The 20,225-nt window shown below is 70.0% G+C and carries 14 protein-coding genes; 7 read left to right on the top strand and 7 right to left on the bottom strand.

Going from position 1 to position 20,225, the window contains the following annotated elements:
- The first annotated feature begins 42 nt into the window (after window positions 1-42).
- The 5 genes from BLS95_RS19475 to BLS95_RS19455 all read left to right on the top strand — a co-directional run bounded on the left by BLS95_RS19475 (window position 43) and on the right by BLS95_RS19455 (window position 4,801).
- The gene (locus BLS95_RS19475; protein ID WP_090933184.1) at window positions 43-786 is read left to right on the top strand and encodes an MBL fold metallo-hydrolase; all 744 of its coding nucleotides are present in this window, start codon (window positions 43-45) and stop codon (window positions 784-786) included.
- Window positions 787-904: 118 nt separating this feature from the next.
- Window positions 905-1,348 carry a CBS domain-containing protein gene (locus tag BLS95_RS19470; RefSeq protein WP_090933182.1) on the top strand — a complete coding sequence of 148 codons (444 nt, stop codon included), beginning with the start codon at window positions 905-907 and terminating at the stop codon, window positions 1,346-1,348.
- Window positions 1,345-2,637: an ArsB/NhaD family transporter gene (locus BLS95_RS19465; protein ID WP_090933181.1), complete on the top strand. Its 1,293-nt coding sequence runs from the start codon at window positions 1,345-1,347 to the stop codon at window positions 2,635-2,637. Before BLS95_RS19470 ends, BLS95_RS19465 begins: the two co-directional genes overlap by 4 nt.
- A 326-nt stretch (window positions 2,638-2,963) precedes the next feature.
- Window positions 2,964-4,085, top strand: a complete 1,122-nt coding sequence (locus tag BLS95_RS19460; protein WP_090933178.1) for a sensor histidine kinase — start codon at window positions 2,964-2,966, stop codon at window positions 4,083-4,085.
- Complete coding sequence (locus BLS95_RS19455; protein WP_090933176.1) at window positions 4,082-4,801, top strand: response regulator; 720 nt, start codon at window positions 4,082-4,084, stop codon at window positions 4,799-4,801. Before BLS95_RS19460 ends, BLS95_RS19455 begins: the two co-directional genes overlap by 4 nt.
- 54 nt (window positions 4,802-4,855) lie before the next feature.
- Here BLS95_RS19455 and BLS95_RS19450 read toward each other — a convergent pair whose 3' ends face one another.
- Window positions 4,856-5,434 (bottom strand): dihydrofolate reductase family protein, encoded by a 579-nt coding sequence (locus BLS95_RS19450; protein WP_090933174.1) that lies wholly within the window; start codon window positions 5,432-5,434, stop codon window positions 4,856-4,858.
- A 219-nt stretch (window positions 5,435-5,653) separates the two neighbouring features.
- Window positions 5,654-7,009: a hypothetical protein gene (locus BLS95_RS19445; RefSeq protein ID WP_090933172.1), complete on the bottom strand. Its 1,356-nt coding sequence runs from the start codon at window positions 7,007-7,009 to the stop codon at window positions 5,654-5,656.
- Between the two features lie 519 nt (window positions 7,010-7,528).
- Here BLS95_RS19445 and BLS95_RS19440 point away from each other — a divergent pair.
- The gene (locus BLS95_RS19440; RefSeq protein ID WP_143043796.1) at window positions 7,529-8,344 is read left to right on the top strand and encodes an endonuclease/exonuclease/phosphatase family protein; all 816 of its coding nucleotides are present in this window, start codon (window positions 7,529-7,531) and stop codon (window positions 8,342-8,344) included.
- A 65-nt stretch (window positions 8,345-8,409) separates the two neighbouring features.
- Here BLS95_RS19440 and BLS95_RS19435 read toward each other — a convergent pair whose 3' ends face one another.
- Window positions 8,410-9,405, bottom strand: a complete 996-nt coding sequence (locus BLS95_RS19435; RefSeq protein WP_245765158.1) for a S66 family peptidase — start codon at window positions 9,403-9,405, stop codon at window positions 8,410-8,412.
- Window positions 9,406-9,832: 427 nt separating this feature from the next.
- Between BLS95_RS19435 and BLS95_RS19430 the strand changes: the two genes are divergently transcribed.
- Window positions 9,833-10,369 carry a hypothetical protein gene (locus tag BLS95_RS19430; RefSeq protein ID WP_090933165.1) on the top strand — a complete coding sequence of 179 codons (537 nt, stop codon included), beginning with the start codon at window positions 9,833-9,835 and terminating at the stop codon, window positions 10,367-10,369.
- Between the two features lie 94 nt (window positions 10,370-10,463).
- Here BLS95_RS19430 and BLS95_RS19425 read toward each other — a convergent pair whose 3' ends face one another.
- The 4 genes from BLS95_RS19425 to BLS95_RS19410 form a co-directional block, all read right to left on the bottom strand.
- Window positions 10,464-10,997 carry a DUF1062 domain-containing protein gene (locus BLS95_RS19425; RefSeq protein WP_245765157.1) on the bottom strand — a complete coding sequence of 178 codons (534 nt, stop codon included), beginning with the start codon at window positions 10,995-10,997 and terminating at the stop codon, window positions 10,464-10,466.
- Between the two features lie 294 nt (window positions 10,998-11,291).
- Window positions 11,292-11,663 carry a neutral zinc metallopeptidase gene (locus BLS95_RS19420; RefSeq protein ID WP_090933161.1) on the bottom strand — a complete coding sequence of 124 codons (372 nt, stop codon included), beginning with the start codon at window positions 11,661-11,663 and terminating at the stop codon, window positions 11,292-11,294.
- A gap of 124 nt (window positions 11,664-11,787) precedes the next feature.
- Window positions 11,788-13,035 carry a M23 family metallopeptidase gene (locus tag BLS95_RS19415; RefSeq protein ID WP_090933159.1) on the bottom strand — a complete coding sequence of 416 codons (1,248 nt, stop codon included), beginning with the start codon at window positions 13,033-13,035 and terminating at the stop codon, window positions 11,788-11,790.
- Between the two features lie 406 nt (window positions 13,036-13,441).
- Window positions 13,442-20,179, bottom strand: coding sequence for a polymorphic toxin-type HINT domain-containing protein (locus BLS95_RS19410; RefSeq protein WP_090933157.1), 6,738 nt, complete (start codon window positions 20,177-20,179; stop codon window positions 13,442-13,444).
- Window positions 20,180-20,225 lie beyond the last annotated feature (46 nt).

Here is a 20,225-nt window from a genome sequence, read left to right as displayed (position 1 = left end):
GGGCGTGCCATGGTTCGGTGGGCCGGCCGTTAGAGTTCATGGATGCTGCTGACGATCCTGGGCGGATGCGGCGCGTGGCCGGGGGCGGGCCAGGCCTGTAGTGGTTACCTCGTGGAGCACGATGGGTTCAGGTTGCTCGTCGACCCTGGATATGCGACGGTGCCGCGGCTGCTGGAACTGGTCACCGCCGATCAGGTCGACGCGGTGTTCGTGAGTCACGGACACCCGGATCACTGCGCCGACCTGAACCCGCTGTTGCGGGCGCGTGCCCTGCGTGATGATCCGGCGGCGCCGCTGCCGGTGTACTCGCTGCCCAGGGCCCTGGACGCGGTGCTCGCGCTGGACCGTCCGGGGATGCTGGCCGATGCCTTGGTCCTGCACGAGTTCGCCGCCGGCGACCGGTTCGACGTCGGGCCGTTCCGCGCGCAGACCCGGCTGCTGCCGCACTCGCTGCCCAATGCCGGCATACGGTTGACGGCGGGTGAGCGGGTGCTCGCGTACACCGGTGACACCGGCCCGAGCCCAGATGTGGTGGACCTGGCGTACGGCGCTGACCTCCTGCTGGCCGAGGCCACCTATGCGGACCAGATTCCGGAGGATTCGCGGCACCACCTGTCGAGCGCCCGCCAGGCAGGCCGGCAAGCCAAGCAAGCAGCTGTCCGGCACCTGCTACTGACTCACCTGCAGCCCGGCACAGACCCCACAGCCGCGCAAGCCGCTGCCCGAGCCGAATACGACGGCGAGATCGGCATCGCCACCTCCGGCCTTACCGTCCATCTTCCCTGAGCCACGCCTTCCTGGACCATGTTCACGCCAATGTGGCATGGCTTGATACGGTTCCTTGAGGTGCGCCGGGAAGTCTGGTCGGCAGGTCCTTGTCCCGTTGACGCGAAGGATGTGCCCAGTGCGCGCCCGTGACCTGCTTGTCGACTTCCCCATCGTCAATCTCGGCTCTCCCGTGATCGACGCCGCCCGGCTGCTGGCCGATCAGGATCTGCCCGGCCTCATCGTCGTCGGCGACGACGGCCTGCCGGTCACGATTCTGCCCGGCACCCAGGTGCTGCGGCTGGCCGTGCCCGGTTACTGCCTGGAGGATCCGGCGCTGGCCCGGGTGGTGGACGAGGCGCACGCGGATGCCTTCCTGCGAGCGCTGGACGGCCGTACCGTGCGCGAGGCTCTGCCGCGGCAGCAGCGCGAGCTGCCGGTCACCGACCCTGATGCGACCGTGCTGGAGCTGGCCGCGCTGATGGCGCGCACCCGCAGCCCGCTGGTCGCCGTCGTGGGCGAGGGGCGCCTGCTGGGCGCGGTGACACTGCAGGCTCTGCTGGACCGGGTGCTCGCGGCGTGAGCGTGCTCGCCTGGGTCAGCGTGGCGGTCTTCCTGGCCGCCTACACCCTGATCGCCACCGAGAAGATCCACCGGGTCGCGGCCGCGCTCGGCGGCGCTGCCATCATGCTGGCCCTGCACGCCACCGGCGCGCAGGCGGCGTTCTTCGCCGAGCACACCGGCATCGACTGGAACGTCATCTTCCTGCTGCTCGGCATGATGATCATCGTCGGGGTGCTCAAGGAGACCGGCGTCTTCGAGTATCTGGCGATCTGGGCCGCCAAACGCGCCCGCGGGCGGCCGTTCCGGCTGATGGTGCTGCTGGTCCTGATCACCGCCGGGGCCTCGGCGCTGCTCGACAACGTCACCACCGTACTGCTGATCGCGCCGGTGACGTTCCTGGTGTGCGAACGGCTGGCGGTCAACCCGGTGCCGTTCCTGATCGCCGAGGCCATGGCGTCCAACATCGGCGGCGCCGCCACCCTGGTCGGCGATCCACCGAACATCATCATCGCCAGCCGCGCCGGGTTGAGCTTCAACGACTTCCTCATCCACATGGCGCCGATGGTCATCGCGCTGATGGCGGTGTTCCTGGTGCTGTGCTGGCTGATGTTCGGCCGCAGGTTCCGGTACGACCCCGAGCGCGCGGCCCAGGTCATGGCGCTGAACGAGCGGGAGGCCATCGCCGACCGGCGGCTGCTGTGGCAGAGCCTGGCGGTGCTGGCCCTGGTGATGGCCGCGTTCGTGCTGCATCCGGTGCTGCACTACGAGCCGTCGGTGGTCGCGCTGCTCGGCGCCGGGGCGCTGGTGGCGATCACCAAGGTGAGGACCGAGCAGGCGCTGGCCGAGGTGGAGTGGCCCACGCTGGTGTTCTTCGCCGGGCTGTTCGTCATGGTCGGCGCCCTGGTCAACACCGGCGTCATCGGCGCGCTGTCCCAGGGCGCGGTCACGGCGACCGCCGGGCGGCTCGAGCTGGCCACGATGGGGCTGCTCGGAGGCTCGGCGGTGCTGTCGGCCATCGTGGACAACATCCCGTACGTGGCCACCATGAGCCCGATCGTGGAGCGGTTGGTGCAGGCGGAGGGCGGCGACGGGCCAGGGCAGGTGTTGTGGTGGGCGCTGGCCTTCGGCGCCGACCTGGGCGGCAACGCCACCGCCGTCGGCGCCGCCGCGAACGTGGTCGTCCTGGGTATCGCCGCCCGCAACGGCACCCCGATCAGCTTCTGGCAGTTCACCAGGTACGGCCTGATCGTCGCCGTGGTCACCGTCGTCCTGGTCGCCCCGTACCTGTGGCTGCGCTACCTCATGTGACCCACCACCGACCGGTGATCCTACGACCGCGAGCCACGCTGCCGGCCGTTGATCGTAGGCGTGGCTGTGGTGAGCAGGCCATCGGTTGAGACGGCCATCTCCACCTTGCTCTCCACCCTTCAGTGGTGCTGCTCCACCCGGCCTGGTGCCTAGTGTCTGAGCCCTGCCGCACAGATCAAGGCCCGTAGAGGAGCATTCATGCGCGGAAAGTCATTGGTGGCACTCGTGGCATTCGGGGTGCTGGTGCTGTTGGGATTCATCGTTTACCGGCTGATGCTGATCGAGTTGATCACCCACATTCGCTGACGAACCTGGAAAATAGCGACATGGAAGCCCGGCTTGCCGACAAGGTCGCGCCCAGCTGGCTGGTGGTGCAGGTGTTCGGCACGCTCTTCATCGCCGGCACGCTGCTCACCGCACGTGAGGGGTCCTGGTGGGTGTGGACCCTGTACGCGGTCGCGGCCGGGTGCTGGGCGGGTTTCGTCGCGCTGGACCGGCCCCGGCCGATGGCGGCGGCGGCGCTCCTGGCCGCGGCGGCGCTGCTGCCTGCGGCGGCGCTCGGCTGGGCCGGCGACTCATCCGCGTTGCTGATGAGTTCGGTGCTGCTGGCGCGGTTCGCGGCCCTGTCGGCGCCGCCGATGTCGGCCATCATGGCGGTGGCCGGGGCCGCGATGGCGCTGGCGACGCTGACGTGGCCGCTGTCCGGGCAGCCTCCGGAAAGCGCGCTCGGTCAGGCGGTGCTGTTCCTGGCGCTCACGTTGATCGGAGTCAACCATCGCCAGCACGTCGTCCAGCGGCGCCAGGCCGAGCGGCTGCTGGAGCAGACCAGGCTGGCCCAGGCCGAGCAGGCCCGCGCCGCCGCCCTGGACGAGCGCACCAGGATCGCCAGGGAACTGCACGACGTGCTGGCTCACTCGCTGGGCGCGCTCGGGGTGCAGCTGGAGCTGGCCGAGGCCCTGCTGGAGGACCGGCACGACCCGTCGGCGGCGTTGGCCGTCGTCAAGCGTTCTCGTCGGCTGGCCGCGGACGGCCTCACCGAGGCGCGGCACGCCGTCGCGGCCCTGCGCCACGATATCGTCTCTCTGACCGATGCCTTGTCCGCGCTGGCCGGCGAGCACGAACGCGATCACTGTGTCCCCGTCTGCTTCGAGTCGACCGGAACCCCTGGCCCGGTGCCGTCCGCCCACCGGGTCTCGCTGGCCGCCACCGCCCGGGAGGCGCTCACGAACGCGGCCAGGCACGCCCCGGGCGCGACGGTGACGATGTCCCTGGACTACACCGGCTCCGCTCTGCGGTTGAGGATCCGCAACCCGCTCACCGCACCGGTGCGGGGCGGCGGCGGGTTCGGACTGGCCGGGATGCGGGAACGGCTGGCGCTGGCGGGCGGAAGCCTGCACTGCGGTCCTGATGGGGAAGACTGGCTGGTGGTGGCGGAGGTGCCCCGATGATCAAAGTGGTGGTGGTGGACGACCAGCAACTGATCCGTGAGGGGCTGGCCGCGCTGCTCGGCCTGCTCGACGACGTCGAGATCCTGGGTACGGCGAGCGACGGCGAACAGGCGTTGCGGCTGGTGGCTCAGTGCGTACCCGATGTGGTGCTGATGGACCTGCGCATGCCCGTGATGGACGGCGTGGCGGCCACCCGCAGGATCGTGGCGCACCACCCCGGTACGGCGGTGGTCGTCCTGACCACCTACACCGACGACGAGTCGATCGGCCAGGCGCTGGCCGCCGGCGCGCGCGGTTACCTCACCAAGAACGCCGGCCGGGCCGAGATCGCCGCGGCACTGCGGTCCGCCGTGGTGGGGCACTCGACCTTCGACGCCCAGGTGTCCGACCGGCTGGTGGCCGCCCTGACCACCGGGCGGCTCCCGTCCGCGCCCGAACAACCGCTGCCCGACGGGCTCACCTCCCGCGAGGCCGAGGTGCTCGGCCTGCTCCGCCGCGGGCTCAGCAACCGGGAAATCGCCAAGGCGCTGTTCATCGGCGCGTCCACGGTCAAGACGCACATCAACAACGCCTTCGCCAAGATCGGCGTACGCAACCGGGTGGAGGCCGCCCACTACGCCGAACGCCACCAGCTCAACGGCCCCGCGCAAGCCATCACGAGTCCGCCGGATACCGGGAGGCCGGCTCCTGCGCCGCGTACGCGGTCATCGCGGTGAGCTGAGCCCTGCCCTACGGACCATTTCCCGGGTGCGCTCGGCCCGGCCGGCGGATCAGGCTCCCTCGCTGGTCTCGTGGACCACCTGGTAGACGAGGTGCAGCACGCCTGTCGGGAAGGTCTGCGACGAGACAAGCGCCAACGGGATGGGGCTTTCCCCGTCCTCGAACAGCCGCGCGCCCTTACGGACGGCGATGGGGTGCACCAGCAGGTGCAGTTCGTCCAGCAGGCCGGCGGCCAGCAACTGGCGGACGACCGAGACCGAGCCGCTCACGGCGATGTGCGTCCCGCCCGGCTCTTCCTTCACCGCCGTCACGGCCTCGACGAAATCGCCCCGCAGCAGTTCGGAGTTGCGCCAGGTGAACTCCAGCGGCTGCCGTGACACGACGATCTTCCGTGCGTCGCCGAGCGCCTTGCCCATGGCGGCGTCCTCGCCGCCCGCGGCCTCGCGCTCGGGCCAGGCCGCGGCGAAGCTGTCATAGGTCACGCGGCCCAGCAACACGGTGTCGGCAGTGGCCAGTGTCCCCATGACGGCGGCGCCCATCTTGTCGTCGAAGTAGGGCAGGTGCCAGGCGGCCGGGTCCTCCACGACACCGTCGAGCGAGATGAACAGCCCTGCGACGATCTTCCTCATGATGCTCCTTCGAGTCGTTATGGGGACCGGTGGCCGTCGGACCCCGCCCCTTGCTGTTACGGCAGCCTGGCGGAACGCGCTTACGGAGTTCTTAAGGACCGTTGATGTGTCCCCGCCTGGCGGGCGAAGCGGCCACGATCCGTTACGCCAGCACCAGACACTAGACATGGGGATGGGTGGAGTGATTCCGCCAAAGGGTGGACAGCGGGGTGGAGAACATCACCGGCCGGCGAGGTCGACCTTCAGATCCCGGGTCCTGCCGGGCTGGAGCGTGACCTTCCTGGCGTCGAGCTGCGCGCCGCCGCCGTGGGAGATGACGACCTGGTCCTGGCACGTCGCCTCGCCCGCGCACACCAGCGTGATCGTGACCTGGGCAGGGGCGTTGCCGTGCGGCTTGGCCGTGGCGGTGACGGTGTCGTCGAGCACCGTCATCGCCGGGGTGCCGGTGGGCGGCTCCTTCGGCAGGAGGGAGGCGGTGTAACGCGTGGTGTCACCGGAGGTGTTCAGCGCGAGCGCCGGCTTGCCCGGCTCCGGCACGAGTACGGTCAGCGTGGCGTCGCCCTGTCCGTCGAGGCGGACCTCGCCGAGGTAGGCGATGTCGTCCTCGTCCGGAGCCGAGGTGGACGAGCGGCCGCGCAGCAGGAGGACCGACAGCTGCCGGTCCGCCGCGGCGCTCCCGGCGGACACCGCCAAGGTGACGGTACCGTCGCCGTTCGCGACAGCCTCATGGCGGATGCCACCGGCTCCGGCCGGCGAAAGGACCGCGGCAGCCGGAGCTGCCGGGCCGCGCAGGACCGGCCGGCCGAGGCCGGTGTCCCACCGCCAGACCGTCTCCAGGTCCCACCCGAGCGCCGTGTACGTGGCCGGATCGACGGCCTGGGCAGCGGTGATGGTGGTGCCGTTGAAGCTCTCCGGTGCGGTGGCCCCGACGTTCTGCGTCGCCGCGACCACGAGCTCGGAGGCGAGGTTGTTCCCGACGGCCGGGGCGCCGTCGGCCAGCGTACGGGCGACGATCCGATGGGCCCACCCCGTCGCGGTCACCGTCGGGTTGAGCGCCACGTTGTTCCGTACGGTCGTGCCCGTGTACGCGTAGCCGCTGATGCCGCCCGCGCTCTGGTTGCCGGTGGCCTTGACCGGGCCGGCCGCGTAGGCACGCTCGGTCAGGCTGCCGCCGGTGGTCGCCGCGCGCTGGGTGGCACCTCCGGCGATGCCGACGAGGCCACCGGCGTACCGGCCGCTGCCGGTCGAGACGTCGGCCGCCGACAAAGCGTCGCGCAGGACGCCGCAGCTGTACCCGACGATGCCGTCGTACTTCATGTCGCCGGTGCCGAAGGCGTTGCCGAACCCGTCGACGCTGCCCTTCTCGGTCGCCCGTGCCGTGACGTGCCAGTCGGTGTTGAACACGTTGATGTCGCCGGTGCCGTCGTACCAGGTGTTCTCGATCGCGGGCACCGCCACGAGGTCGTCCTGGGCCGCGTTGAACGTCGCGGCGCTCTCGTGCAGGTAGCGCCATTCGGCGGAGTCGGCGTCACGCCAGTCCTCGACGAAGTCCTCGCCGTTGCGGATGTCCCACATGACGTCGTGCTCGGTGACCGCGAAGAAGTCGGCGTCGGTCTCGCCCCTGACGTGCTCGTAGGCGTCCGGGCAGCTGGACGCCGTCGCTCACCGAGGTGTGGGAGTGGAACTCGCCGGTGTAGAGGGACCTGCCGAGGAAGGAGGGCCGGTCGTGGTCCGCTGCCATGGCCGGGGGCGGTGTGACGGCCAGGGTGCCGGCCACGAGCGCGATCGCTGTGATCGCACCAGGCCAGGAAGCCATCGGTAACGCGCTGCTGCGCCTCATGTCGCTGCCGTTCTTGAGTCAAAAGATCAGACAAATCAGAACAGGAGGAACAGATCACTTCGCTGGTGTGTCGCAACGGTGAACCGGCGGAGAACCGCCCTTACCGGGGTGCCCGGTTGTGGTCCGACGGCCTGACCTGCGAGTCCTCGTGGGCTGCCGGTGCCCTTCAAGGGGGAGTGACGGCCGTGTGAGGGAGCGGTGAACTCTTTCCGCGCACCCTGTCGACCCGGCGATCACGCCAGCACAATGACGCGGTGATCTCTATTTCCCTGACACGTCTGCGCACCCTGTTGATCGGCTGCCTGGCGGCCGCCGGGCTGCTGTCGTCCCCCGGCGTCGCCTTGGCCTCCACCGTGACGCAGTCCGGGGATGCACCGACGCAGCACGTGCGCCGGCCGTACTCGCTGCTCCAGATGAACATCTGTGACAGCGGTTACGCCGGCTGCTACGCCCGGACCCAGTACCCGAAGATCCTTGACGAGGTCGTCGAGCGCATCAAGGCCAACGACGTCAACGCGGTCACCCTCAACGAAGCCTGCAGCGGTGACGTGGCCCAGATCGCCCGGCGCACCGGTTACCACTTCCGGTTCGCCACGGTCATCTACAACGGCGCCCCGCTGGCCTGCAAGACGCCGGACGGGCGCGGTGAGTTCGGCAACGCCGTGCTGACCAAGGAGGCCATCAAGGCTTCCGAGGATGCGCCGTACTCGGTGTTCAGCGGGGTGGAGCAGCGCCGCTGGCTCTGCGTGACGACCGCCCGCCAGGTGGACGTGTGCACCAGCCACCTGTCCACCGACGGCGAGGCTCCCGGCAGCACCAACTCGGTCCAGTGCGCCGAACTCGGCCAGGTGCTCGCCTCGCGCGGCCGGCCGGCCATCTTCGCCGGTGACGTCAACCGGCGCGCCTCGTGCGCTCCCGAGGGCCACTGGACGCTGACCGACGCGGCCGCCACCCAGGCCCCCGGCATCCAGCACGCCTACGGCAACCTCACCTCGCCGTCTCTGGAGCTGGAGCCGACCACGTACACCGACCACGACGCGCTCGTGATCCGCGCCGGACTGCCGAAGTGACGATCTGACGGCCGTGAGCCGGCGTGCCCGATCGCAGGGCACGCTGGCCAGGACGGCAGCCGGGTTCAGTAGTGCGCGATGATGCGCCGGCCGGGGCCGTCCACCGTCATCGTGCCGCCGTAGGGGAGCACCCACTGCGGGTCGGTGTGCCCGAAGTCGACGTCGAACACGGCCATGGCCTCGGGGTTGTACGCCTCCAGGGCCCGCAGGACCGCTTCCCGCTGTTCGGCGCGGTACGTCACCCGCACGTCCGGAGTGGTGCGACGGTCCAGCGCGGACGCCTTCGCCCTGCCGACGAGAACGGCGGGGAACTGGCCGAGCAGCCCTCGCTCGCCGGCGTTGCGCAGCATGTGGAACACCTCTCGCGCCGGCGGCATCATCTCGGAGGTCTCCACCAGCAACACGCATCCCGCGTAGTCGGCGACCGGGCGGATCCAGCGGCCGGCGGCCAGGTTCCAGTGCACGATCTCCAGGCAGCCGCCCCAGGTCGGGCCGGTGACGACCCGGTCGGGCCGGTGCCAGATCCAGCCCTCACCCCGCTGAACCGGCGCCGCCCGGCCGAGAGAGGCGGGGTCGTTCCAGTCGAGCTCGTCCTCGCTGAACTCCTCGGCCGGCCGCAGGACGACGTCCCCGCCGGTGAACAGGGCCGCCCGCAGCGACGCGGTGGACACCGGATGCAGACCGCCGCCACGGCCCAGGTGCACCATCGTGGAGCCGCCGTGATAGCCGGCGATGCCGTGGGTCCACAGCCAGTTGAGCAGGTTGGTGTTGTCGCTGAAGCCGAAGAACGGCTTGGGGACGGTGATCGCCGCGGGGTCGAGGTGGGGGAGTACGGTGATCTGATCGCTGCCGCCGATCGTGGCCAGCACCGCGTGGATGTCCGGGTCGGTGAAGGCGTCCATCAGATCGGCCGCCCGGTCAGCGGGCGAGGCGTCCAGCCGGCGGGTGGTGGGGTATTCGACGGGTTCGAGCTCCAGTTCTTCGCGGAGCCGCCGCATGGCGAGGTCGTGCACGTCGGGGAACATCGCGGGTGCGGCGAAGGACGGCGAGACCACCGCCACGCGGTTTCCTGGTTTCAGCTTGGGGGGCAGACGAAGATCGGGACGCATGGCCCCATCCAAGCGGAAGTCTCCGCAGATCTCCGCCCAATTTCCGGCGCGTGACACGGCGGGCTGTCTCGTTCTGGTGTGGCCGGTTGTGGCCACATTGGCGGAGGGCGACGCCAGTCGCCTCGGTGACATGGGTGATGACGGCATTCCGGTCGCGCTGAGTGTCGGAGCGTGACGAAACTTGCGACTGGACGGCTAGTTATCTCGGGTGTTATCGATGGGGCGCGGCGCTGATCACTTATGCCGCCCTTATGCCAACCTCCTGCGTGCCCCCTCAGCGCACTGTCCCGAGCTTGGAGTGGTGAGTGTGATCAGTATGCGTTCGCGTGTCTTATGCGCGATCACATCCTTAGCCGTATTAGTGACCGGACTGGCAACGGTGCCCCAGCCCGCGGCCGCGGAGACCGTCGCCCCTGAGTGCATCCCCGGCGCGCCGGCCTCGGCGCAGAGCCTCCGGAAGCGGACCCTGGCCCCTTCGGCCGGCCCCCAGGCGGCCGTACGGCCGGCCTACAAGGCCATGGCCGATGGCAAGACCTCCAGGACGCTCAGCTACGACGACGTCCAGCTGAACATCGGCAACACCGCGCTCGACGAGCCGACCGAGATCGGCATCACCCCGCTGACCGAGGCGGAGCTGCCGGTGCTGGGCGCCGGGATGGACAACGTGACCGACGGGCCGCGCGCCGGCTACCGGTTCACGCCGACGCCGTTCGAGTTCGAGCAGGACATCACGATCAGCGTGCCGTACGACGCGGCGAAGCTGGCGGAAGCCGGGCTGACCCCGCAGGACGTGCGGACCTTCTTCTTCGATGCGCAGGGCGGCTGCTGGCGGCCGCTGGTGCGCGTCTCGGTGGACACCGAGCGGCGTCGAGGCTCTCGAGGGAATACGCCTGGATCTCCGCCCAGGACGTTATGAGGTGCGTGCCGCGTACCACGCTCGTCGAACTCTCTGTGCCGGGCGCAAGGGTATGAACGGGAGGCGCGCCGGTCCCGCCGCGCCTCCCGACCATCTATGCGGCGGGCATGACGACGAACGAGAAGCCCGTGCTCGTTGTGCGGTTGAGGGGGAGGTCGCACTTGATCCGGCGTTCGACCTCGCCCCTGCTGACGCCGAGCCCCTGGGCGATCAGCCGCTCCGGGCGTACGGGCACGGGATCGAGGAACCCGACCTCCACCCGGTACGGCCAAGCCGCCTCGATGGCCGACGACTCCAGCCGCCACGCGCCACGCCAATCGAGGGCGAACCGGTTGCGCCGTGCGACCGCGGGGTCCAGGAGCGTGTGGGCGACGAGCGCCTGATCGTTGTTCTCGAAGGCGCACAGCCTGGCCGGATCCAGCGATCGGACCGGCACGCGTTCGTGGACTGTGACCTTCGAGGTCCGCTCGCAGCAGACACAAAGGACGAGCAGCCACACATCAAGCAGCTTGCCGTTGGCGTTGATCCGGAATTTGCCCTCGCCGACGGTGGCCGCCTCCGCCCGGCAGCCCGGGCAACGCATGGCGAGCAGCGGCAGCCGGGTCCTCCGCACGGTCCAGGGCAGCACGAAATGATCTCTATGGGTTTGTGAAGACATGATCTCTCTAAGACCTGACAAAGAACGCTGACCAGCCAGGGCGGCTCAGAGATTCAGAGCAGCCCGGCGGGACCGACCACGAGGCCGGTCTGAGAAAGCGCGGAAGTAGATGTCAGGCAGCGAGAGCAGGCGGCGTCACGCGACAGTCCCCACGTCGAATCCGATGGTGCCGGTCGCACGCTACTGGCTGACCGGCCGGCGCCACAAACGAATTTGTCCCCTGCCGATCACCGGCGAGGGAGGGGCTCCCACGGGGGCGCCACGCTATTTCACCTTCGAGGCCGGGGCCGTGAAGGTGTTGCAGGCGGACGGCGACTCGGCCTCGAGCCCCTGCCGGAACCAGTGGACCTGGTTGGCCGGCTTGCCGAAGGTCCCGTATCGGCCGATGACGTGCCGGCCGATGTAGTACTCCGTCCCGTGCTCGCGCGTGTGGCCGAGGGAGTCCCACAGACCTCCGGTGAGCGCTCCGGACAAGCACAACGCCTGCAGCGTGGCCTTGCGGCCGATTACGGCCGCCTCGCTCGTGGACGACTTCTTCGCCGGCTTCGCCTGGGCGTCCAGGATCCCCGCGAGCTTCTGCACGTGGAAGGCGTACCCGAGGGACAGGCCTTCCAGCAGTTTCGGTGCGTCGAGCACGCCGGCGGCTAGTGGCTCCGGACCCTATCCGATCTTCGCCCTTTCGCCGTGGGATGCATCGCGGGAACGGTGCCCACCGGGACGGAGCCGGTGGGCACCGGGATCCTGCGCCCAGGGGCCGTGGTCAGGTTTGAACGTTGGGGATGGCGTCGAGGAAGCCGCCGGGCACCGAGGTGTGGGCGGGGCGGCCGAGGTCGTTCCACTCCTGGTAGGTGAGTGGCCGCTTCCTGCCGTCGTTGATGACGAAGATCGTGTCGTTACGGAGGTCGTGGAGGTAGGTGCCGTTCCTCGGGACGGCGCCGAAGGTGTTGATCCAGCCTATGGGGACGTTGGCGAAGGCCGGACTGCCGAGCGCCGCGTAGTCGGCGGGGGTCAGGTGGTATTTCGCGCCACCCACCGTGAGATAGATGGAGCCGCCGTTCGCGGGGTCGCGCAGGAAGGTGCCGTCCTTGGGGGCGGCGCCGTACGTGTTGAGGAAACGGACGGGGACGCTGACGTGGGCCGGCCGCCCCAGGGTGTTCCATTCGTCATAGGTGAGCGCGTACTTGGCGCCGCCGGCGATGACGTGGATGGTGTTGTCGGCGGGGTTGTGCAGGTAGGTGCCGATGCGCGGTTGCTGGGGAAGGGTGTTGAGCCAGCCGGCGATGACCGGGGTGGTGGGCACGCTGCCGTACCCGGTGGCGTTGAGCTCGTCCATGTTGGCGAAGCGCACGGGCGCGCCTCCGGCGATGACCGCGATGGTGCCGTTGGGCTCCCGGTACAACCGCCCCTCCACGGCGCTGGTGGGGCAGCCGTTGGCGCTGGTCACGTTGCGCCAGGTACGGCCGTCGCTCTGGCCGTACTCGACCCCGTTGAAGCTCGGGCGCACCCGCTCGGTGCCGTCGGCTCCCCAGGTGGCGCGCCTGTCGCCGTTCCTGTCGTAGCCCTGCTCGTAGTGCAGGTGGGGATGCCCGTTGGAGGTGGGGCCCGTCGCGCCGACCCGCCCGATCTCCTGCCCCTGCTGGACGCGGGCGCCGACGTTGAGGGTCCGGGACTTCAGGTGAATGTAGGTGGTGAAGTGGCCGCCGCCGTGATCGATCTGGATCAGGTTGCCGGCGTTGGAGTGGTAGAAGGACTGGTTGACGGTCCCGGCGGCGGGGGCGACCAGCACCGCGCCGTCGGTGCCGGCCTGGTCGGGCTCCTTGACCATGTCGAGCGCGGGGGAGTGCGCCCAGGTGTCCAGCCGCCACTTCTGGCCGCAGGGGAACGGCAGCTGGAACTCCGGCACGGCCGCGTACGCCGGTAAGGGGACGGCGGTCACCAGCACGGCCAGGCCGAGCGCTGCCACGGTCGCCGTGCGACGTACGCGGCTCCGGGAGGGACAGGTGGTCATCGGCGTTTCCTCTCAGGATGAGATCTTGCGGAGGGTCAGGGCGTGGCCGCACCCGCCGTCGGAGTCGGCGCGACAAGGCCGCCCAGTAGCACGGCCGCGGCGGTGAACTCGGCGAAACCTCAGCTTCGATTTCTTAATCTTGGGATGTTCACCGCGCCGCCGTAGCGAACTATTTCAAGTACAGGTGGATATTTGCACTGTCAGTCCCTGAAGCATCCCGCTCGCGCCGGCGCCGCCCACTCGTGCTGATTCAAGCCGTTGTGGATATCGAATATGGCGAACAGGGAATTGCCAGGAGCTGGGCCTGGCACGAGTATCTCAGCGTCTTGTCGAGCTTCACTGATGCCTTGGTGCCGTAACGTTGATCCATGTGTCCGCAGCCTTTCTTCTTGGCAGGTCACCCTGCTCAGTCCGGCGGATTCTTTCCCCTTATCCAGCCGAAGCCGGCGCCAGCCACACGTATGACAGGCCCAACTATCGGTGCGTAGCGCCAGCCGACCAGCGTGGCCAATTCCGAGATCGGGGTGCCGAGCCGATCGCTTGCTATCTCCTGGTACTTGGCGGCGGCCAACGCCCGCTCCTCACGCGTCGGTTTCGGTTTCACCTCCGCGATCTTGAGAACCCTCGGGGCCACTGGGTTGTGTGATCTCGCCTCGCTCTTGCGCGCCTCCTTCGCGTGGTTGAAGGATTGCTTGGCGAGCCGCTGGTTGTCGCGGTGCGTCGGTCCGCAGCCTCCGCGGTTCTTGTTGTGCACGAGGACGTCGGCGTCACCGGTGGTCACGTAGTACGTGTGGACGCCGTCGATCGTGAGGTTGTGCACCCGCAGGTCGGCCTCGCGCTCCCGCAGGCTCACGACGGTGAGCCGGTCGCCCTCGGGGGTGAGCACGGTGTCGCCTGCCTCCAGGTCGGCGGCGTCCGTCCAGCGGCCCTCGTCGTCGACCCAGAACGGGTGGTTGTCGGTGGCGATCACCAGGCCGGTGTCGTCGCCGCGCGGGCCGTCGGTGTCGACGGTGACCTCGACCAGATGTTTGTGGCCCTCGCCGAGGATGGTCGCCACGACGGGCCGGGCGGACGTCTCCCCGGTCTCGGGATCGGTGGCCAGCACCTCGTCGCCGAGCCGTACCTCCTCGATCGGCCGGCGCGTGCCGTCGGCCATCAGCACGGTCGTGCCGGGCACGAAACTGTTGCAACTCGCCCCGCCGCCGGCGACGTCGACGAGATTCTTGCCGCCCGCCGGCCCGGCTTCCGCCTTCTTGGTCGCGCTGGCCGCTTCCTGGGCCTTCTTCCACTTGGCCAGGTCGTCCTGGTATTTCGCGGCGGCTGCCGCTGCCTCGTCGGCCTCCCGGAGCACGCGTCGGGCCCACTTGACCCGTTCGTACCAGGCCAGCACCGCCTTGGCGGCCCGGTACGCCGCCTTGAGCGTCTTGGCGATCTTGCCCCAGGGGACGATGCCGATCACCGCCGAGGCGCAGGCGCCGATGCTGCCACCGAGGCAGTCCTTGACGTCGGTGTATCCGATGATGTCCAGGATCGCCTTGCCGCCGACCTCGATGGCGACGTCCATCCAGGACTTCTTCGTCGTCCTCTTGGCGTCGTCCTGATCCTTCTGGCTCGGCCCGCCCTTGGGGGGAGGCGGAGAGCCGCCGCCACCGGGAGAGCCACCGCCGGGCCGCGTGCCGTCGGGCGGCGCGTCGGCGCACTCGCCCGAGTAGTTGCCGCAGACCTCCCTCAGCCCCGTGGGGTCGCTGAAGGTGACCGGGTTGTTCTGGCTGTAGGCGTATCCGTGCAGGTTCTGCGGGTCGGACGGGTCCATGACGGGGTCGACGGAGAGGAACCGGCCCGCCGCAGGGTCGTACTCGCGGGCGCCGAGGTGGGTGAGGCCGGTGGAGGCGTCGGCGGTGCCGCCGATGAACGCCTGCTGTGACGGCCACGACGCCGGCTGGGGCCCGCGCGGATTGCCGAACGGGTCGAAGCGCCTGCGGGTGACCTGGAGCGACTCGGCGTCGACGGACATCTCGGCGGTGCCGTTGTGGTCGGGCACCAGCCACGTCAGGCGCTGGTCGTCGGTCCTGACCGCGACCGTCTCACTGCCGTGGGCGTAGTAGCGGGTCGCCTGCGCGGCCGTGCCGCCGGTGGCCAGCTTCAGCTCCGTGGTGCCCAGGTAGAGCGTGGTGCCCGCCGGGTCGCGGCGGATCAGCCGGTTGCCGTCGGCGTCGTAGAGGAACGAGGTGACCTTGCCGTCCTCGGTGACCTTGGCCAGTTGACCCTCGGCGTCCCACTCCATCCGCTGCTCGACTTCGCCGAGCTTGCGTACCGTGGTGTTGCCCGCGTTGTCGTAGGAGTAGGTGTCGAGCCGCGTGCCGGCCGGCCCTTCCGTGGTGACCTGCTGCAACGCGTGCGGGCGCGCCCGGCCGGGGCCGGGGTAGGCGTAGGTGCTCGTGGTGTCGCGGGTGGCGCCGCCGACGGCGTGCCGGGTCTCGGTGAGGCGCCCGCCGGTCTTGTCGTAGGTGTAGGAATGCCAGTACGGCGCCGCCCCGCCGACCACGCTCGCGTTCGCGGCGGTGGCGCAGTCGTTCGTGGCGGTCCACGCCTCGGTCAGCCGTCGCAGGTAGTCGTAGGCGAAACACTGCACGTCCGACGGCGCGTTCTCGACCGGCGGCGTGTCGGCGATCTTGAGGATGTTGCCGGCCTGGTCGTAGGAGTAACGGACGTCGGCGTGCCGCACCTGCGAGCCGGTCTGCCGGTCGGTGATGCGGCGCGCCACCCGCCGGGTGCCCTCCTCGTAGGTGTAGTCGTGCAGCACGACCGAACCCTCGGCGCCCCACCGCTCCTGCAGCGGCTCGCCCTGCTTGGTGTAGAGCGTGTTGCCGACGTAGGTCGCCAGGTTGGAGCGGGTCTCCCTGGGCAGCCCCAGCTCGGTGTAGAGCGTCCGGACGGTCTCGGACTCCAGCCTTCCCGCCGCCGGGAGGGTCATCGAGTCGACCGTGCCGTCCGCGTTGTAGCGGAACCTGAACGCGTACGTGCCCGCCAGCGCCCCTTCGGCGCCGGGGATCACGTAGCTCAGCGACGTCGGCCGGTACTGGTCGTCGTAGGAGTCGACCCTGGTGGTGTAGGCGTGCCCGCCGGCGTACCGGGTGGAGGCGACGGGCATGCCCTTCACCTGCGTGCCGTCGGCCAGCGTGTCGTAGGTCCATCCGGCCAGCTTCGGCCCGCTCGCCGAGTCCTCGTGGGTGGCGGTGCGGCGGCCCAGCTTGTCGTACACGTAGGCCAGGGTGCGGCCACGGGCGTCGGTGCTCGTGGTCATCTGCCCGAGCACGTCGTAGGTGTAGGTGGAGGCCCCCTTGTCGGGGTCCTCGGCCTTGGTCACCCGGTTGCGGAGGTCGAAATGGCTGCGCCAGACGTTGCCCGCGGGATCGGTGGTCGTCTCCTGCTGCCCGTTCTTGGCGTAGGTGTACCTGGTCGCGTCGTAGTCGCCGGTGGGCGCCTCGCCCTTGTACTGGCGCAGCTCCACGGCCCGGCCGCGCGAGTCGAGGATCGTGGTGGTCGGCGTGTCCCCCGTGGGCGGGTCGACGTCGATGCGGTCCGGCGCGTGCGTGGTCGTCGTCCGCCACTTCTCGGTGCCCATGACCTTGAGCGACTCGGAGGTGGTGCGGCCCAGCGCGTCGTAGCCGTAGACGAACTGCGCCGGCACGTCGCCGTCGGCGACTCCGAGCAGGGCCGTGGACGGCGGGTCGGCGTTGGTGTAGACGTCGTTCTTCTTCGCGACCTGGCCGAGCGTGTTGTAGATCGTGTCGCTCAGCAGCCGCCCGCCGCCGTGCGCAGGCAACTGGGTCTGGCGCAGCCGCAGCAGGCCGTCGTAGAGCTCGTGGCCGACGGTGTACGTGCCGTCGTTGCGCAGGGTCCTGGTGGTCACCGCGACCGGCTGGTCGGTGCGTACCTGGTAGGTGAACTCGCCGTTCGGCGGCTTGCTCGGGTCGCGGCCGGGCAGCCAGACCTTGGCCAGCCGGCCCATCGGCTCGTAGGCGAGGTCGGTGCGGCGGCCGTTGGCGTCCTCCTGCGCGGCCATCGTGCCCCACTCGGGCCTCAGCCAGGTCGTCTCGGTGTGGCCGAGGGCATTGGCCGCCGCCACCTTGGTCACCGGGCCGCCGGTGGCCGGGGTGTACTCGGTCCTCGACAGGTTGCCGGCGGCGTCGTAGGTCTCCTTGACGCGACCGTAGTCGTCGAACGTGCTGCGTGCGACGGTCACGTACTGTGGCTGGTCGCCGGAGTAGGAGTCGAGCTCCTCCACCTTGGTCAGGTCGCCCTTGGTCGGCGCGGCCCCGTGCGCGCCGCCGTCGTAGGACATCCGGCCGTCGCCGATCACGTCGGCCGGGCGGGACGGCGTCGCGGTGCACGCGACCGCCACCGTCTCGGTACGGCTGGGCAGCGACATAATCCAGGCCGTGGTGTTGCGGGCGTAGGTGTACCGGGTGCACTCGTCGTCGTCGGGAGTGGTCACGTCACCGAGGTCGTTGAGCTGGGTGACGGCGCCCTCGGCGTCGAACGAACGCTGCGTCTCCGTGCGGCGTAACACTCCGGTGCTGAGCCTGGTACGGCTGCGCACCTTCGCGGTGTCGAGCTTGTACGCCTGGTCCCCGCCCCCGTCCGCGGTCGGCCCGTGCAGCCAGGGATCGTTGATGGTGCCCGAGTCCTCGGCGCCGCCGGGACCGTTGAGGTATCGGGTCTCCCGTTCGAAGCCCTGGAGCCGCCAGTGGTCGTCGGCCTTCACTCCCTCGGAGTCGGTGACCTGCACGTTACGCCGGCCGTTGTCCGGCTGCCGGTCGCCGTGCATGCCGCGGAAGAACAGATGCTCGGTCGCCGTCCGCTGGTCCCCGTCGCCGCCCTTGATCACCTGCACCTTCTCGTAGCCCCGCCACTGCGACCAGGTACGGCGCTTGTCCGGCACCAGCTCCTGGTCGTCGAAGGCCCAGGCGGCGGCGCCGAGGTAGGAGTAGTCGGTGCGCACGATGGGGGAGCCGCCGGTGACGTCGTCCTCCAGCACCTGGACGGCCACGTACTTGTGGAACCAGTCCAGGTACGGGTCCGTCGCCCCCTCGGGCGCCCAGTAGGTCGGGAAGCAGCGCCTGCCGTTGGCGTGCGCTTGCGGCAGCGACGAGCGGGTGCACTCCGGCTGGGAGTAGTTGACCATGAGCCGGCCGCCGGTCTCGTTGTTCACGGCGCCGATGCGCCACTTCGTCATCGGCGCGATGCCCTCCAGCCCGTCCACCCGGTTGGGCATCTCCACCCCGTCGAAGTCGATCGCGGGGGTGCTCGCCGTCCCGCCCACGTGCCCGGTGTGCTGGAGCTTCTCCAGCCACAACGCCGCGCTCATACCGTCGCCGGTCGCCGGGAAGGTGTGCGTGAGCGTCCAGGAGTCGACGTCGGTGTACGACGTACCCGACAGCACCTGAGTCGTGACCTTGGCCAGGCGCTTGCGGGTGAAGAAGGTGGGCGCGAAATTGGGGCAGTCCTTGCCGGCCGCGCAGATCTGGTCGGCGGGAACGTCCGGCCAGTGCTTCGCGTTGGCCTCGGTGAGCTTGTCCGGCGCGCAGTCGAAGGACGCGGTGACCAGGCACCGCTCGGCCACCGTGAACAACGCGCGGGCCGTCGCCGGAGTCGTGTAGACCTGCCCGGCGCGCTGGCCGTACTCCACCCGCTGCAGGTAGCCGCCCGCCACGTATGGCGTCTCGTCGGCCGCCGTGATGTTGCGGCCGTAGTGGTTGACCTCCTGGGTGTAGAAGTAGCTCAGCGTGTTGCCGTGGCTGTCGACGACATGGTCGAGGTTCCAGCGATAGGCCTGCTGACACCATGAGCCGGCGAAGTCCGAGCCGTGACACGGCTCGCCTGAGTCGTCGCCGAACACCGGCACCGTCCACGCCGACCTGCTCTCCTGCTTGCCGCTGCTCCAGCCGGGCAGCCGGTTCAGGCCGAAGAAGTATTGCGTGCCCTCCGGCGTGGTCACCTTCCAGTGTTCGCCGTCGTTGTCACCGTTGGCCGCGCCGGTCAGCTTCTCCACCCGCGAGCCGTCGTCGTGCTTGGGCCGCCACTTCCCGGTGGCCGTGTCGCGTACCAGCTCGGTGGCGCTGCCGCCGAGCATCATGGTCGCGTTCTCGCCCGCCCAGCACTGCTCGCCGGTCTTGGGCGTGACGTCGTCGTCGTTGCACGACTTGTACCTGCGCTCGATGAACCCGCCGGGGGTGAAGTCGAAGCCCTCGCCGGCCCAGCTCGGCTGGTTGTTGGTCGAGGCGGTCCTGCCGTCCACGCTGCCCGCCGAGTACGTCAGAGCGAGCTGCGGCGTCGGGCCTCCCAGGGACGGCGGCGTGCGCAGCGGATACGACCAGGAGAAGTCGCCGGTCTGCGCGCTGACCTGCCACTTGGCGGTGGGGGAGAGCGAGCTGGCGGTGAAGGAGCCGGTGCCGCCCGAGGGGGCGCCGGTGATCGCGTACAACCCGCCGGCGCCGGTGGCGGACGCCTTGACGTCGGCGGTGAGCGTGCCCCGTGTGACGTCGTTTCTGGTGGGTAACGGCCGCGGAACGGGGCAGGTCGCGGCCGGAGCGCAGCCGGGCAGTTCGACCAGGCGCAGGCGGGCGGCCCAGTCGCCGCCGTACGCGTGCCGGAAGGCCGAATAGTCGAACTCCAGCCGCACGGGCGCGACCTGGGTGGCGTCGTCGGCCCGGGTGACCCGCAGCCGTACCTCGGCGCGCGAGCCTTCCCTGCCCAGCAGTTCCACCCGTACCCGTTGGGGGCCGGGGGTCCGTGCCGTCGACGACTCTCCCGCGTTCGTCGCCGGCCCGACGCGCACCGGCAGGCCGGGCACGGCGACGAGGGAGGCCGCCCGCGCCGCGCCGGCGGCGCCGAGCTCCACTGTCCCGTTCCCCGGTTTCGGCCACGCGACCGCCGGAGGTTCCTTCAGCGCCCGTGCCTCGGCGGGATCTGGTTTCCTGCTTTCCACCGGAACAGGGGCACCCTTGACCAGGGTGTCCTTCTGCGGTTCCGGCGGATTCCACTGATCGGCCCGAGCCGTGGTCGGCAGAACGATGAGATGGGTGGTGAGGAGCGAGCCGAGCGCGATGAACGCCACCCGGCGCATGCGGCGGGAACCCATGTGACCTCCGAAGGCCGGGGGAGACGGAGTCGCCTCCCCCGGTGGT

This window comes from Nonomuraea jiangxiensis (genome assembly GCF_900099965.1).
GTDB lineage: Bacteria > Actinomycetota > Actinomycetes > Streptosporangiales > Streptosporangiaceae > Nonomuraea > Nonomuraea jiangxiensis.
This window is presented reverse-complemented; position numbering and strand designations above follow the sequence as displayed.

Bases quoted from the DNA above. Each gene is read 5' to 3' on its own strand.
- BLS95_RS19450 (WP_090933174.1), bottom strand. From the start codon at position 5,434: ATGAGGAAGATCGTCGCAGGGCTGTTCATCTCGCTCGACGGTGTCGTG.
- BLS95_RS19475 (WP_090933184.1), top strand. From the start codon at position 43: ATGCTGCTGACGATCCTGGGCGGATGCGGCGCGTGGCCGGGGGCGGGC.
- BLS95_RS19460 (WP_090933178.1), top strand. From the start codon at position 2,964: ATGGAAGCCCGGCTTGCCGACAAGGTCGCGCCCAGCTGGCTGGTGGTG.
- BLS95_RS19455 (WP_090933176.1), top strand. From the start codon at position 4,082: ATGATCAAAGTGGTGGTGGTGGACGACCAGCAACTGATCCGTGAGGGG.
- BLS95_RS19445 (WP_090933172.1), bottom strand. From the start codon at position 7,009: ATGTGGGACATCCGCAACGGCGAGGACTTCGTCGAGGACTGGCGTGAC.
- BLS95_RS19415 (WP_090933159.1), bottom strand. From the start codon at position 13,035: ATGACCACCTGTCCCTCCCGGAGCCGCGTACGTCGCACGGCGACCGTG.
- BLS95_RS19410 (WP_090933157.1), bottom strand. From the start codon at position 20,179: ATGGGTTCCCGCCGCATGCGCCGGGTGGCGTTCATCGCGCTCGGCTCG.